Origin of the sequence: Christiangramia lutea (assembly GCF_022489035.1) — a bacterium.
GTDB lineage: Bacteria > Bacteroidota > Bacteroidia > Flavobacteriales > Flavobacteriaceae > Christiangramia > Christiangramia lutea.
In genome coordinates this window covers 16,323-31,567 of the sequence record NZ_JAKVTV010000004.1, presented here as the reverse complement: position 1 = coordinate 31,567, position 15,245 = coordinate 16,323, and the positions used below count along the sequence as shown (strand labels likewise).

At 39.0% G+C, this 15,245-nt stretch carries 16 protein-coding genes and 3 tRNA genes; 2 read left to right on the top strand and 17 right to left on the bottom strand.

Annotation, left to right across the window (positions count from 1 at the left end):
• Positions 1 to 4: 4 nt before the first annotated feature.
• From ML462_RS12170 to porV, 7 genes are all read right to left on the bottom strand, one after another.
• The gene (locus tag ML462_RS12170; RefSeq protein WP_240714098.1) at positions 5 to 604 is read right to left on the bottom strand and encodes a SprT-like domain-containing protein; all 600 of its coding nucleotides are present in this window, start codon (positions 602 to 604) and stop codon (positions 5 to 7) included.
• Positions 605 to 607: 3 nt separating this feature from the next.
• Positions 608 to 1,294, bottom strand: a complete 687-nt coding sequence (locus tag ML462_RS12165; RefSeq protein WP_240714097.1) for an SDR family NAD(P)-dependent oxidoreductase — start codon at positions 1,292 to 1,294, stop codon at positions 608 to 610.
• On the bottom strand, positions 1,291 to 2,256 hold the full coding sequence (locus tag ML462_RS12160; protein ID WP_240714096.1) for a M20/M25/M40 family metallo-hydrolase: 966 nt from the start codon (positions 2,254 to 2,256) through the stop codon (positions 1,291 to 1,293). Before ML462_RS12160 ends, ML462_RS12165 begins: the two co-directional genes overlap by 4 nt.
• A 63-nt stretch (positions 2,257 to 2,319) precedes the next feature.
• Entirely contained in the window at positions 2,320 to 4,011 is a 1,692-nt protein-coding gene (locus ML462_RS12155) for a pyruvate dehydrogenase complex dihydrolipoamide acetyltransferase (RefSeq protein WP_240714095.1), read from the bottom strand.
• 3 nt (positions 4,012 to 4,014) lie between these two features.
• Positions 4,015 to 5,016, bottom strand: a complete 1,002-nt coding sequence (pdhA, locus tag ML462_RS12150; RefSeq protein WP_240714094.1) for a pyruvate dehydrogenase (acetyl-transferring) E1 component subunit alpha — start codon at positions 5,014 to 5,016, stop codon at positions 4,015 to 4,017.
• A gap of 111 nt (positions 5,017 to 5,127) precedes the next feature.
• On the bottom strand, positions 5,128 to 5,610 hold the full coding sequence (cdd, locus tag ML462_RS12145) for a cytidine deaminase (protein ID WP_240714093.1): 483 nt from the start codon (positions 5,608 to 5,610) through the stop codon (positions 5,128 to 5,130).
• 82 nt (positions 5,611 to 5,692) lie between these two features.
• Positions 5,693 to 6,844, bottom strand: coding sequence for a type IX secretion system outer membrane channel protein PorV (gene porV, locus ML462_RS12140; RefSeq protein WP_240714092.1), 1,152 nt, complete (start codon positions 6,842 to 6,844; stop codon positions 5,693 to 5,695).
• A gap of 416 nt (positions 6,845 to 7,260) precedes the next feature.
• Here porV and gldJ point away from each other — a divergent pair, with 416 nt between their 5' ends.
• A complete protein-coding gene (gene gldJ / locus ML462_RS12135) occupies positions 7,261 to 8,952 on the top strand; it encodes a gliding motility lipoprotein GldJ (RefSeq protein WP_240714091.1) in 1,692 nt (563 codons plus the stop codon).
• A 65-nt stretch (positions 8,953 to 9,017) separates the two neighbouring features.
• Entirely contained in the window at positions 9,018 to 10,316 is a 1,299-nt protein-coding gene (locus ML462_RS12130) for a UDP-N-acetylmuramoyl-tripeptide--D-alanyl-D-alanine ligase (RefSeq protein ID WP_240714090.1), read from the top strand.
• Here the strand turns inward: ML462_RS12130 and ML462_RS12125 are convergent.
• The 10 genes from ML462_RS12125 to ML462_RS12085 all read right to left on the bottom strand — a co-directional run bounded on the left by ML462_RS12125 (position 10,313) and on the right by ML462_RS12085 (position 15,189).
• Positions 10,313 to 10,759: a DUF4440 domain-containing protein gene (locus ML462_RS12125; protein ID WP_240714089.1), complete on the bottom strand. Its 447-nt coding sequence runs from the start codon at positions 10,757 to 10,759 to the stop codon at positions 10,313 to 10,315. The two genes, ML462_RS12130 and ML462_RS12125, sit on opposite strands and share 4 nt — an antisense overlap.
• A gap of 55 nt (positions 10,760 to 10,814) precedes the next feature.
• Positions 10,815 to 10,889, bottom strand: a tRNA-Val gene (locus ML462_RS12120).
• A gap of 105 nt (positions 10,890 to 10,994) precedes the next feature.
• Positions 10,995 to 11,069, bottom strand: a tRNA-Val gene (locus ML462_RS12115).
• A 124-nt stretch (positions 11,070 to 11,193) separates the two neighbouring features.
• Positions 11,194 to 11,268: transfer RNA gene (locus ML462_RS12110), tRNA-Val, on the bottom strand.
• A gap of 279 nt (positions 11,269 to 11,547) precedes the next feature.
• A complete protein-coding gene (locus ML462_RS16100; RefSeq protein ID WP_262914762.1) occupies positions 11,548 to 11,676 on the bottom strand; it encodes a hypothetical protein in 129 nt (42 codons plus the stop codon).
• Positions 11,673 to 11,882, bottom strand: coding sequence for a hypothetical protein (locus ML462_RS12105; RefSeq protein ID WP_240714088.1), 210 nt, complete (start codon positions 11,880 to 11,882; stop codon positions 11,673 to 11,675). Before ML462_RS12105 ends, ML462_RS16100 begins: the two co-directional genes overlap by 4 nt.
• A gap of 167 nt (positions 11,883 to 12,049) precedes the next feature.
• The gene (locus ML462_RS12100) at positions 12,050 to 13,270 is read right to left on the bottom strand and encodes a bifunctional folylpolyglutamate synthase/dihydrofolate synthase (protein WP_423738481.1); all 1,221 of its coding nucleotides are present in this window, start codon (positions 13,268 to 13,270) and stop codon (positions 12,050 to 12,052) included.
• Positions 13,271 to 14,092: an energy transducer TonB gene (locus tag ML462_RS12095; RefSeq protein ID WP_240714087.1), complete on the bottom strand. Its 822-nt coding sequence runs from the start codon at positions 14,090 to 14,092 to the stop codon at positions 13,271 to 13,273. It abuts the gene before it with no gap.
• A gap of 1 nt (position 14,093) precedes the next feature.
• Positions 14,094 to 14,486, bottom strand: a complete 393-nt coding sequence (locus ML462_RS12090; RefSeq protein WP_156274261.1) for an ExbD/TolR family protein — start codon at positions 14,484 to 14,486, stop codon at positions 14,094 to 14,096.
• Between the two features lies 1 nt (position 14,487).
• Complete coding sequence (locus tag ML462_RS12085) at positions 14,488 to 15,189, bottom strand: MotA/TolQ/ExbB proton channel family protein (RefSeq protein ID WP_240714086.1); 702 nt, start codon at positions 15,187 to 15,189, stop codon at positions 14,488 to 14,490.
• Between the last annotated feature and the right edge of the window lie 56 nt (positions 15,190 to 15,245).

The window sequence follows — 15,245 nt, the reverse complement described above, 5'->3', positions numbered from 1 at the left end:
AACTTCAAACTTTTAATAAATGTACTTCAGCATTTGGCTGAAAAAGATAAATTCTTCCAGTTTCTACCTCTAGACATTCATATCTTTTCACTTTTCTGGCACCTTTTTTAAAGATTTTGCCATTATAAATTTTAAACAAGCTACCAGGTGGGATTTCAAAAACGTAACTTTTACCATTCTCCGGATCAAAACTTTTTAGGGCTATAGATAAATTTGCATCGGTATCACTGCTTGCTTTTGGGTTCTTAAAATGCCTGGCAATTACCGGAAGTAAAGAATTAGGAAAGATCTCTGGCCTGATAAAAGGCAGCATTAGACTTCTAAAACAATGTTTCCATTCTTCACCATGTGGTTTGATCGCTCTGCCATATTTTTCAAAAGCCACTAAATGAGCAATCTCATGTATACTGGTTATTAGAAACCTGTATTTATTCAAATTGGCATTAATAGTAATCTGCTGGGTTCCATCTGGCATCCTGCGATAATCACCGTGACGAGTAACCCGCTCATTCACGATCTTGAGATGAACTCCATTCAGCTTAATAAGTTCTGAAACGGGTTCCACAGCATTGGACGGTAAATATCTTTCCAGGATCTCTTTCATTCCTTAAGGGGTGCTGTTGGATACCTGCATGATCTTGCCATTATAGAAATTATGCCCAGTTAAGCTAAAATCGGCAATATAGGCAGCCATATCTGCTGCTGAAACAGGTGCCGTATATCCAGGAAAGGCTTCATCAAGCATCTCGGTTTGGACCGCACCCAGGGCAAGGGCATTGAATGAAGGTCCGCCCTCCTTATATTCTTCTGCTAATAATTCAGTAAGTGTGAGCACCGCGCCTTTGCTACTACTATAAGCCGCCAAACCAGGAAATTTCATACTCCCCTGAATCCCGCCCATACTGCTAACAGTTAGCACATGTGAGTTACTATGCATGTAAGGAATTAATTTTCTGGTTACCTCGGCAACACCAAAAACATTTACCTCGTAGATTCGTTTAAAGTCTTCCCACCTGCTTTCAGAAAATGGTTTATTAAGAAGCGCTCCGGCATTATTGATTAGAATATCCACTTTAGAGTCCCAATGATGGGTAATATAGTTTTCAGCCTTAAGGTGACTATCCTCACTGATGATATCAAAAGAAAAGGCCTTTACATTTTCAAGGTTCTTATCCTTAATCGGCTTCTCGTTACGGGAAAGTGCGAGCACATTGTGGCCCATTCCCGCAAATATTGAAACAAGCTCAAAGCCTATTCCTCTGCTAGTACCAGTAATTACAATATTCTTTTTCATTCAGTCATTTTTATCTCCTTATCAGCGGTGTTTGCCATCTGATGTAACGCAGGCATCAGATTCTCTATTAGATCTGCCATATGTTCAGTATCCAGAAACTCAGCTTCATCATCTACATGATGATAATATGGGTAATTGGAGAAATCAAAGGTACATATGGTTTGTGCCGGAATTCCAAATTGTTCATAAAATGGATAATTATCACTTCTTTTAAAAAGGTTCATTTGCTCTGCCTGCGGTAAAAATCCTAAAACTTCTTTTTCAGAATATTCATTGAATTTGGTCGCAAGGTTAGACTTTTCGAAACCTGTAATATAAGCCATATAATCCTTGGCTTTCATTGGAACCCCTATCATCTCAAGATTGATCATCGTATAAAGTGCCAAATCTTCCTTTTTCAGTTTTTCAGCGAGATGCTTTGAACCTTTCAATCCCATTTCCTCTCCAGAGAAAAGGGCGAAAATAACACTCCTCTTATTGTCATTTATTTTTGAAAGTTGCTCAGCAATATGCATCACTCCTATAGTACCTGCTGCGTTATCGTTGGCACCGTTAGCAATCTCATCTCCATCTACAGGTTTTCCATGACCAATATGATCATAATGGGCACCAATGATGATAAATTCATTTTTGAGCTCTTCATCTTTTCCTTCCAGCCAACCAACTACGTTAAAAGCATCCTTATCTTCAATCTTGAAATTATCCCGGTAATTTTCAAAATATGGAGTTACTCCTATTTCCTTAAAATGTGCTTCAATATACTCCGCGGCTTTTTCTATTCCCTCTGAACCAGTTTCTCTTCCTGCCAGCTTATCTGAAGAAAGAAAATCCAGGTCCTCCTTGATTTCGGATACGGAAACCTCGATAGAGTTATTCTTAGGAGCCTGGGCAAAATTGATTTGAAACAGAATCAGCAATAGAAATGTTGCAAAAAATCGGGGGAAACATTTGTATTTTCTCATACTGCTAAAGATAAAAAAATCCCGCGATTAAGCGGGATTTGAGTTAGTTTGATATTTACAATCTTAAGCCAGCATAGTAACTGGATTCTCAAGATAAGTTTTTAAAGTTTGTAAAAATGCTGCTCCAGTTGCACCATCTACGGTTCTATGGTCACAAGCCAGGGTTAACTTCATAGTATTTCCTACCACGATCTCACCATTTTTAACCACTGGTTTCTCAACAATAGTTCCTACTGAAAGGATGGCTGAATTTGGCTGATTGATAATACTTGTGAACTCAACAATACCGAACATTCCAAGGTTAGAAACCGTAAAGGTACTTCCTTCCATATCTGAAGGCTGGATCTTCTTATTTCTGGCCTTACCTGCAAGATCCTTCACATTTCCCCCAATTTGAGTTAATGACATTTGATCTGCAAATTTAAGTACAGGAACTACAAGTCCTTCCTCAACCGCTACCGCAACTCCCATATGAATATGCTTTGCGATCTTCATGGTATCACCGGTCCACTGACTGTTCACCTGCGGATGCTTCCTAAGAGCCATTGCCGAAGCTTTGATCACCATATCATTGAAAGATACCTTTACATCTGGCATCTCATTGATTTGCTTTCTCGATGCCATTGCATTAGCCATATCAACTTCGATGGTAAGATAATAATGTGGAGCGGTAAATTTAGATTCACCTAGACGTTTCGCAATGGTCTTACGCATTTGCGAATTTTTCCTCTCCTCAAAACTCTCTTCCCCTGCAGGCACATAAGACTGTGGTGCTGCTGAAGTTTCTTCTGCTTTTTCTTTCTTGGCTTCAGCTGGCTTATCAGCTCCTTTGAAGTTTTCAATATCCTTTTTAACGATCCTTCCGTTCTCTCCTGAACCAGAAACATCAGCCAGGTCTATTCCCTTATCTTCCGCCATTTTTTTAGCCAGAGGTGAAGCAAAAATCCTTCCTCCATCTTTGGTCTGGCTAGATGACTTCTTCTCTTCGGAATCCTGCTTATCAGATTCCTTCGAAGAATCGGTCTCTTTTTCTTTATCTGAATCGGAAGATTTCTTTACCTTTTTCTTACCTCCACCAGAAGTATCGATCTTGGAGACATCGGTTCCCTCAGGACCAATAATTGCAAGAAGACTATCTACTTTGGCAGACTCGCCTTCCTGAATACCGATTTTCAGAAGCGTTCCTTCGTAAAAGGACTCGAATTCCATGGTTGCCTTATCAGTTTCGATCTCAGCCAGAATATCTCCTTCCTCAACCTTGTCGCCTTCCTGCTTTAGCCAGGCAGCCACAGTTCCTTCTTCCATAGTGTCACTAAGACGTGGCATTTTAATGATTTCAACCCCTTCTGGGATTTCTCCATCATCACCTTCATCATCGCTATCCTCAGAACTTTCCTCCTCTTTTGATTCTTCAGAATCTTTATCTTCTTTCCTGTCTTCCTTTTTATCATCATCTGAAGAATCATCACTTGAAGAATCATCATCACCTCCTTCAAGCAAACCTGAAATATCTTCTCCTTCTTCACCAATAATGGCAAGTAAAGAATCTACAGGAGCAGAATCACCTTCATCAATTCCAATATGAAGCAAGGTCCCATCATAGAATGATTCGAATTCCATTGTTGCCTTATCGGTTTCGATCTCGGCAAGAATATCACCTTCTTCTACTTTATCTCCTTTTTGTTTCAGCCACTTTGCTACGGTACCTTCTTCCATGGTATCGCTCAAACGTGGCATTTTGATCACTTCTGCCATAGTTTAGTCTAATTTATGTGCTAGAAAAGGATAATCCTCCTGTTCGTAAACAACGTCATACATTATGTTAGTATCTGGAAAATCAGATTCATCTGCGAATTTCTCACATTCTGAAACTCTTTCCTTAACGCGTTTATCGATCTCTTTTATTTCTTTTTCTGAAGCGTATTTTTTCTCTTTGATAACTTCACGAACCTTTGTAATAGGATCCAGTTTCTGGTATTCAGCTACTTCATCCTTGGTTCTATACTTCTGAGCATCACTCATTGAATGACCTCTATATCTATAGGTTTTTAATTCAAGGAAAGTTGGACCATCACCTTTTCTTGCTCTGGTAATGGCCTCATCAAATGCTTCAGCAACTTTTACAGGATCCATAGCATCTACAGGACCGCATGGCATTTCATAACCATTTCCAAGCTTCCAGATCTCAGTATCCTTGGAAGTACGTGCCACTGAAGTACCCATGGCATAACCGTTATTCTCTACACAGAAAACTACTGGAAGATTCCAGTTTACGGCCATGTTAAGAGTTTCATGAAGAGAACCCTGTCTCACCGCTCCATCTCCCATGAAAGTAAGGGTAACGTTATCTCTCTTGTGATATTTATCTGCAAAGGCAAGACCAGCTCCAAGAGGAATTTGTCCTCCTACAATTCCATGACCACCATAAAACCTCTGTTCTTTTGCAAAAATATGCATAGATCCACCTAGACCCATTGAGGTACCAGTCTTCTTTCCATAAAGCTCGGCCATCACTTTTTTAGGATCTACTCCCATCCCGATTGGCTGAACGTGATTTCGGTAAGCGGTGATCATACGGTCTTTTTCAAGATCCATCGCATGAAGTGCTCCGGCCAAAATGGCTTCCTGCCCATTATATAAATGTAAAAACCCTCTAACTTTCTGTTGAATATAAACCTGCGCAAGCTTATCTTCGAATTTGCGCCAAAACAACATATCCTCGTACCACTTTAAGTATGTGGCTTTTGTAATTTTCTTCATCTAAAATTTATATTTAAAAGGCCAGACAGATTGGTTTTGCCAAGCGGATAACAAAAATACTATTTTCGTTAAGAAACGAAAACAGTTTTAATGCAAAAAATCACGAAAACCTTATAGACAGTTGCTGTCAAAAACTAAAGGCAGCAGATCTTTCACAGAATTAGCTTTCATTACCTTCCCGGTTCCACCCATAAAGTACATTTCTATTGGGTTTTCCTGCTTCACCTCGTACTCCACCAAAGCCTGCCTGCATGCACCGCAAGGAGGTACTGGTGCTTCGGTTTTATGCTTCATCGATTTGGCAGAAATAACCATCTTAAGAATTCTGGTTTTTGGATATTTAGCACCGGCGAAATACACAGCAGTTCTTTCAGCACATAATCCGGAAGGATATGAGGCATTCTCCTGATTACTTCCTTCAACTATCTCCCCGTTTTCCAGTAGTAGCGCGGCACCAACCTTAAAGTTAGAATAAGGGGCATAAGCCTTATCCCTGGTCTCGATAGCAATTTTCATTAAATCCTGGATATCTTTCGAAACCTCCTGTATATCATCATAAACCTCCAACTTGGAAGTAATGGTAAGTACTTTCATATTTAAATATTGGGAAGACAATATAAAAGAAACCATTATGGAATTGGGTCTCTATAAGATAGATTTAAGATTTGTAACCCTCCTAATTATTATAGTTATCTCCAAAATGGAAGCTAAGGCCAAATCTAAGGGTGCCTTCTAAAGGACTGGGCACTGAAGATGTGGAAAATAGATAGGAAGCATCTATCACTACAGATTCATATGCAAACCCGGCACCTAAAGAAAAGAATCTTCTAAAACCTTTTTCTTCACTTTCATTGAAATAACCAGCTCGAAGCGCAAATTTATCTCTGTACCAGTATTCAGCTCCAAGGGCCAAAGTAATTTCCTTCAGTTCTTCTGAAAATCCATCTGGAGCATCTCCGAAAGATTTAAATATTCCCTCGATAGCTCCAATTTCATTATATTCTTCATCATCCTCTCCGTCTATATCACCATCTCCATCAAAATCCTGAGGAGTTGGAACTAGAAGTTTATTGAATTCCACATAAGTTCCAAGGCGGTTATCTGCATCAAAAATAAAATCGAATCCTGCTCCTAACTTAAGATTTGTAGGAATGAAATTTTCCTGTCCGGCATCGTCATATTTCATTTTGGGACCGATATTGGAAATATTTGCACCTAATCTCCACCTTGCATCGAAAGAATTAAAGGTTATCTGATCTCCTTCATAAAATGCAGCTACATCAACTCCAAAAGTTGAAGCCGCACCAAGATCTTCATTATCCTGAAGACCAAGATCAGACCTTAAATATCTCCCGGCCACAGCCATAGAGAAATTCTCGCTTAATTTGAGTGAATAGGAAAGATCGAAAGTAAGTTCGTTTGGATTTACCAGGATAGGGCTTTCTTCAAAACTCCCCCTGGTTTCAATAGATCCTAAGCTAAAATATCTCAAGCTCGCAGCAAGAGCACTTCTATCATCCAGTTTATGGTAATAATTAAGACTTCCCAGGAATATATCATTTACAATCTCACTCAAATATGGGGTGTAAGAAACTGCAATTCCGTTTTCACGTGTAGCAAAAGCATATTTCGCAGGATTCCATTGTTGCGAGAAAACATCAGGAGAAGTCGCAACTCCCTGATCACCCATTCCCGCACCTCGTGCATCTGCAGCAACTAATAGAAATGGTACGGCCGTGGTTATAACCCTATCCCTTTCATCCTGAGCAAATGCTGAAAAATCGGCAAATAAAATCACCGTTACCAATAAGAATGTAATTTTTTTCATTATAGTCGTTAATGATAAACAAATATATAGTAATATTCCTGTTAAGAAAGAACCTACGCCCGAAAAAGCTTTCGTATTCAAAGAAACCTCAAAATTTATGGACATATAAAAATTTGAGGCTATTGAATATAACTCAAATAATTTGAATTTATTGCAATAGATGGACAAGAGGAATGAAAATTCGATAACTTTCAATCGAAACCGCAATATTCAAAGAAAAGTTACGTTAAAATATACTAGTATTTTCTAGGTCTAAATCACTAAAAATAAACCAAATATAAATCATAGATAGGTTATAGCATATCAGAGAGTTATAGGGTTTTTGAGAGTTTCAGAAATAATAAAATAATCTTGTACATTTATCGTTAATTAGTATATTGCAGAGCCTAAATTTCTATCATAAAGAAGGAAATCATATGAAATTGAATGTAGCTTTAAAAGGCGTTATTGCTGTAGTTTGCGGCCTTAGCTTACTTAGCTGTAACAAATCCAACAATTACAAAAATACCTCCAGAGCAACCGGCTGGGATATAAATTCTGACGAAGGTGGATTCCAGTACAACACAGATTATAAGGAGCAGGAAGCTGCCCCGGGATTAGTATTTGTTGAAGGAGGAACTTACACTATGGGACGTGTACAGGATGATCCTATGCATGACTGGAATAATACTCCAACACAGCAACATGTTCAGTCCTTTTATATGGATGAGACAGAGGTTACCAATAAAATGTATTTGGAATACCTAGACTGGCTAAGAAGAGTATTCCCTCCTAGCGAGCAAAACTATAAGAATATATATGACGGAGCTCTTCCAGACACCCTGGTATGGAGAAACCGCTTAGGATATAACGAAACTATGGTGACAAATTATTTGCGTCACCCGGCCTATGCTGAATATCCTGTAGTAGGAGTTAGTTGGATCCAGGCAGTTGAATTTAGTAAATGGAGAACAGATCGTGTGAACGAACATCGTTTACAGGACGAAGGATTTATAAAGGAAGGAGCTCATTTATCTGATGTAGAAGCCTCTTCAACATTCAACACTGAAACTTATATTCATACTCCGAGCAAGGCTTATGGAGGAAATACAGAAATAAGCCAGGGTGGTGATGAATCCCAGGATAGACTTAGCGAAACGAATGAAGCTGGTAACCCGGTGAAAAAGGTATATCCTGGACGCGAAAGCGGACTTATCTACCCTGAATACAGACTACCAACGGAAGCAGAGTGGGAATATGCAGCTTTAGGTTTGGTAGGAATTCGAAATTACAATACCTACAGAGGTAGAAAAAAATATCCATGGGATGGCCAGTATACCAGAAATGGAGACGTAAAGAAAATGGGGGATCAGCTTGCCAACTTCAAGCAGGGAGATGGTGATTATGGCGGGATCGCCGGATGGAGTGATGATGGTGCAGATATTACCGCCGAAGTAAAAAGTTACGAGCCAAACGATTTCGGCCTTTATGATATGGCTGGAAACGTTTCTGAATGGGTTGCTGATGTTTATCGTCCTATTGTAGATGACGAATTTAATGATTTCAACTACTACCGTGGTAACGTATATACCAAACATGCTATCAATGAAGATGGCACCGTTAAAGTTGTAGGAACAGATGATATCGTATACGATACCTTAAGCAACGGTAAATTAGTTGCAAGAAATCTTCCAGGTGAGATCGCTCAGGTACCGGTTACCGATGAAGATACTTACATGAGAACGAACTTTACAGAAAGCGACCAGAGAGATTTCCGTGATGGAGATAAAAGTTCAAGCAGATATTATCAGCCTTTCCAGGATACAGACGGTGAAGCTTCTAAAAGAATGTACAACTCACCAACTTATGATAACTTCTCTTACTCTGATAGTACTTCAGAAGGTATAACGGAAAGAGGATACGATAAGGAAAAAAGAACAACTCTTGTAAGCGACGAAGTTCGAGTTTACAAGGGAGGTAGCTGGAGAGACCGTGCCTATTGGCTGGATCCTGCTCAACGCCGTTATTTCCCTCAGGATATGGCAACAGATTATATAGGATTTAGAAATGCTATGTCCAGAGTAGGTTCAAAATCACTAGACAAGAATAAAACAGCAAGGAGCAATTAAGATTTGTTACCTAAATTATACTTAAAGCCCTAACTAGTTTAGGGCTTTTTTTATAGATTTATTTTATGAACACAGCCAGAATCCACCAGCGCTTCCTTCTTTGTTCCGGCGCAGATACCGATACCAGGAACATAAAGAAGGACAGTATGTTTTTTGCTCTTAAAGGAGAAAATTTCAATGGAAATGAATTTGCAGATGAAGCTTTAAAGAATGGAGCTCGGTATGCTGTTATAGATGACAAGAAATTCGCCAGGAACAAAGAAGACTATATTGTTGTAAAAAACTCCCTTGAGACATTACAAAAGCTTGCACTTTTCCATAGAAATTACCTGGGCCTTCCCATTCTAGCAATTACCGGAAGCAATGGAAAAACAACCACCAAGGAACTAATTAATTCTGTGCTCTCAAGAAAATTCAAAACCATTGCTACAAAAGGAAATCTCAACAACCATATTGGCGTACCGCTCACTCTTCTTTCCATGGATGATCAAACTGAATTTGGGATCGTAGAAATGGGCGCAAACCATCTCATGGAGATCGAATTCTTATGCACTATAGCAAATCCGGATTATGGATATATAACGAATTTCGGTAAAGCCCACCTTGAAGGTTTTGGAGGGGTTGAGGGCGTTATTAAAGGAAAAACCGAACTTTACAAACATCTTCAGGAAAACCAGAAGTTAATATTCCTGAATCTTGATGATGAAATTCAGAAAAAACAAGCAAACTATAATCATACGTTTAGCTTTGGTGAAAATGCCCGTTCAGAAGTTAAATTAGAATACACTAAGAACAGCGCTTTAGCGGAACTCAACTATAACAACACCGAATTCAAAAGTCAGCTTACCGGAAGTTATAATGCCACAAATATGGCCGCTGCATTATGTATAGGCCTATATTTTAAGGTTGAATTCAACACAATAAAAGAGGCGATTGAGAATTATGTCCCTCAAAATAATCGTTCACAGATAATACAGGATGGATCCAATACCATAATAATGGATGCCTACAATGCCAATCCTACAAGCATGCACGCCGCCCTGGAGAATTTCAAAAACATTAAAACTTCCAAACAAAAAATAGCTATCCTGGGAGACATGTTCGAATTAGGAAAATCCTCCCCAGTAGAACACCAGGTCATTGCGAATTACACGAACAATAGTGCTTTTTCAGAGACCTACCTCGTAGGTAGAAATTTTATGAATACAGAAATTAAAAGCCACCAGATATTCAAATTCAGAGACACAAATCACTTGTTGGAACACCTGGAGGATAGCAAATTTGAAAATAGCTATTTTCTTATAAAAGGATCACGAGGAATGACCATGGAAAGAGCACTAAAAGCCATCCAAAAGGAATCTTAGTCCATCTCCTCAGTTTTCAAGGTAGAATGTAACATATCCAATTTCCAGCCATTTTCAGTCTTAATAGCTGTTGCACTTTCTAGCCAATTTCGCTCGCCAACAAGTTTTCCATCCTTCTTAAAAATAGCGTTATTATGGTAGGCGATCCATGCCGACTCACCTTTAATCTTTACTTCAATAAATTCAAATTCATTAATTCGCTCAGCGCCTCTTAAATCATAAGAAGAAAGCTCTTTTTTTATCCGATCCATACCCCAGACTTCTCCAACTTCAAGTAGTAAAAAATCTTCTGTATAATATTTATCCAGATTTTCCAGCATAGCATCGGAAAAAATATCGTCAAAGGAATTCTGAATCAAAGCTTTCAATTGCTGCTCATCAGAGCTCTGCGCCTGAATATGACAAGTAAGGAAAAGGAAACTTAAGAAAAGTAATTTTTTCATGATGATCGGTTATAAGTTAAATTCCAGGCTACTTGATTTACAAGGATGAAAATAGTGAAGTGTACTGGATTCGAACCAGTGACCCCTACCCTGTCAAGGTAGTGCTCTGAACCAACTGAGCTAACACTCCAATTAATAGCAAGATATTAAAAAGGAATTATCATACATCTAATAATCATCAATTCCTTCTAAAATAAAAAAAGACCTCCAAAACCGGAAGCCTTTTTATTTTCTGTGGGCGCGAAGGGATTCGAACCCCTGACCCCTTGGGTGTAAACCAAGTGCTCTGAACCAACTGAGCTACGCGCCCTGCAAGATTGCGGGTGCAAATATATCAAAAATCGCCAATCAAAAACACAAAATTTAAAGGATTTTAATTTTATTTTCACCTCATAAAAAAAGACTTCCAAAACTGGAAGCCTTTTTCGATTCTGTGGGCGCGAAGGGATTCGAACCCCTGACCCCTTGGGTGTAAACCAAGTGCTCTGAACCAACTGAGCTACGCGCCCTTGCGTGATTGCGGATGCAAATATAGACCAGATTTTCAATTACACAAAACAATTTCATCGAAAAATTAAATTATTTTCCTGATTCCATTTGATCGAGGTATTAAAAAAATAGATTCCAAAGCCACTAAGCTCAGGACCAATATTTTATGGAGAACTTTTAATTAATTCCAGCACTGTTCGATAAATATAATCTGAATGTTTACCTGTAAAATGCTTATTCATATCTGCCATAAAAGCATCCCTCCCATCTTCATCTGGCCAAGCCTCTTCAATTAATTTTTAATTCACTTCATTTGTTTTTCCAATATCTTCCCAGGTACGGTAAACATTAACCAAAACTATTTCAGAATTATCTCCGGAAAAAAATGCGTATAAACACCAAAATCCAAAAATAAGATCATTCTTCATGGTAACTTTTCAAAATATTTCCTTTCGGTTTCTAGCCAATCAGAAAAATCTGTTTCAGGATCATCGTTCCAGTGCGTTTTAGTCATGGAAATGTACTCAGGACTGCTGCCCTCTTCCTGTGACAGTTTGGTTTCCTCATGGCTCATAGCTACTCCATAAAAGGATAGCATGAATACCATGATTAATAAATTTGTAATTGCTTTCATTTTTAGTTGATTTTTTAATTAAAAAAATCGTAGCTAAAAAGTCAAATAAACCAGTAGGGATGGGTTTTATCAAAAGCAAATTGAATAATAACTGAGGAAACTTGAAAAAATGATTAACAGAGCATTAAATAGATAAGTTAAATTTTAAACACATCTAATATTTGCAGTTACAATACTTCAGCAACGGTGAAATTACTTCCACCAATAAATATAAGATCTTCATCCAGGGACTCTTCTTCTGCAGCCTGAAATGCTTCATAAACTGATTCATACACCTCACCCTCAAGAGCATATTTTAACCCTTCTTTTTTCAGAATAGTCGCTAAAAGTCCCCTGGGTACATCTGGCTTGGCAAAGTAATACCTGGCTTCTTTCGGGAATAATGGGAGTACCGCGTTAAGATCCTTATCACTTACCACACCCAGTACAATATGCAGATGTTGAAATTTTTCTTTTTTTAATTGCTCAATTACAAGCTTTAAGCCTTCAGTATTATGAGCGGTATCACAGATCACTTTAGGCTTTTCCCTGATGACTTCCCATCTACCCTGTAGACCTGTATGTAATTTTACGTTATTCAAGCCATTTATCACAGCTTCTTCAGTGATCTTCCATCCATCTCCTTTGAGGACTTTAATGGATGCAAGAACCGTTTTCAGATTCTTTTTCTGATATTCTCCTTTTAAGTCTGTATGATATTCAGAAAACTCAAAATCTTCAGCGAAGTAAATTTCAGATTCCAAATCTTTAGCTTTTGCTTGAAATACCGAAGCTGTTTCTTCATGCCTCTCACCAATAACAACTGGAACCTTTTTCTTTATGATACCAGCTTTTTCACCTGCGATCTCTGCAAGGTTATTTCCCAGGTATGCGGTATGATCCATTCCAATATTCGTGATCACGGATAGCTGTGGAGTAATGATATTGGTGGAATCCAGCCTTCCTCCCATTCCGGTTTCAATAATAGCGATATCTACCTTCTCTTTAGCGAAATAATTAAACGCCATACCCACGGTCATCTCAAAAAAGCTAAGTTTATGCTGACCTAAAAATATCTGGTTTTCATCAATGAAAGAAATAACATCCTCCTGTGGGATCTCAAGCCCATTGATCCTTATACGTTCCCTAAAATCCTTTAAATGCGGAGAAGTATATAAACCTGTTTTATAACCAGCAGATTGAAATATCGACGCCAACATATGACTAACTGATCCTTTCCCATTGGTTCCCGCAACGTGTATACTCTTAAAGGCCTTTTCAGGATGATCTAAATGTTCTGCAAGGCTTAAAGTATTGGAAAGATCCTTTTTAAAGGCCTGCTTTCCTATTCTCTGATACATGGGTAACTGCTGAAACATCCATTCAACAGTATCTTGGTAAGTTTTCACCTATTCGGTAAGTTTAAAGTCGTAGATAATTGTTCCTACCTGTTTTGAAGGCGCATTGGAGTCACTATTGAATCTGGTAGCCAAAGCAGCTCTTTTTGCAGGACCGGTAAGACACGCAGCGCTATTGGTAGTTCCTTTCATTCCCGGTTGTGCGCTTATTACTCTTCCCGACTGGTCTACCACGATCTTCACAACAACGATCCCCGATTCATTACAATCCTGAACAAATTTCTCCTTATTCAAGGCTTTTCTTCCTCCCAGCCTGTAATTTCCATCTCCATCCAATCCAGCACCCTGACCATAGTATGAACTGGCATTAGGGTCACCGTCCGGACTTCCTATATCCCCGGCCTGATTATCATTGCCTTCTCCGCCAGTAGCTGTTCCAGATTTTTCTGGACCATTAAGAATACTACTTAAGGCATCATTGGTAGATTTGTCAGGTTTCGGATCGGGCTTTTTAACGGGTTTAGGATCTGGTTTAGGTTCAGGTTGCTTAGTTTCTACCGGCGTAGGCTCCTTTTTCTTTTTTTCGATAACCGGTGCTTCCTCGATATCCTGGGTAACCACCTCTTTTTCGATCACAGGTTCAGATTTCACAGGTTGTGCAGCAACTTTTTTTGGCGCCGATTTTACAGGCTCTTTAGGCTGTTCATTTCCCGATCCAACTTCAGAAGTTCCAAAATTTATGGCAATACCACTTTCAGGCGGTGGATCTAAATAGGTAAGGCCGAAAAAGATCAAAAGAAGAATAAGGATCACATGTAATACTACCGTGATCGTAAAGGACTTCTTCTCATGTTTAGTTTCCAGCAAAGACATATTATTCAGGTTTTACCGCCAGAACGATCTTATAACTGTTCCTGTTGGCGATGTCCATTACATTTACCGCTTTTTCAATCGGTACTCCTTCTTCAGCTCGTAGTATAATAGTAGGATTCTCTTCTCCAGCAAGTCGGCTTTTCAAAGTAGATTCCAAAGCGCTATTACTAATTCTTTCGCTGTTTATGTACACCTGTAGATCCTTGGTAATACTTACCGAAAGTGTTTGCTTACTGGTAGTCTTACCTTTCGCCTTCGGCAGGATAAGATCCAAAGCTTCAGGAGTGATCACCGGAGAGGTTAGCATGAAAAAGATGAGCAGCAGGAAAACCACATCTGTCATCGAGCTCATGCTAAACTCAGGGCTTATTTTATTTCTTCCTCTTAAATTCATATTAAGCAGGTTCGTTTAAAAGGTCAAGGAAATCTACTGCGGTAGCTTCCATTTGATGAACCACCTTATCGGTTTTTACAACCAGGTGATTATAACCTATATAAGCGATAATACCCACTATCAAACCTGCAACCGTAGTTGTCATGGCTGTATAAATACCTTCTGCAAGAGCACCCATTTGAGCCTGACCACTACTTGTAGCCAGTTCATGGAAAGCAAGCACCATACCAATCACAGTTCCTAGGAACCCGATCATAGGTGCGGCACCAGCCACTGTAGCCAGAATACTCACATTCTTCTCCAGTTTATATACCTCAAGACGACCAGCATTTTCAATAGCGGTATTGATATCTTCCAGTGGACTACCAATCCTTGAAATACCTTTTTCAGTAAGTCTTGCCACCGGGGAATCACTCTGAGCGCATCGCATCTTTGCAGATTCAATATTCCCATTAAGAACGCTGTCCTTAATTTGCAGCATAAAGTTTTTATCGACTTTACTAGCTGCTTTTATCGCAAAAAGTCTTTCAAAATAAATATAGACCGCAGCAAACAATAGAATGAAAAGAATAATGATGATGATCTGGCCGCCAAGACCACCACTAAACATAAGATCGAAAAGGGATAATGTCTTTTCTTCTACGACCGGCTCTGCTGCCTGAGCAGCATCTACCACCTCGTCCTCCTGTAAAAAGTTAAGCATAGGTATAAATGGGTTTTTTAATGTAACGTGCTTTCGCGATTTTAATTGTAAACCAA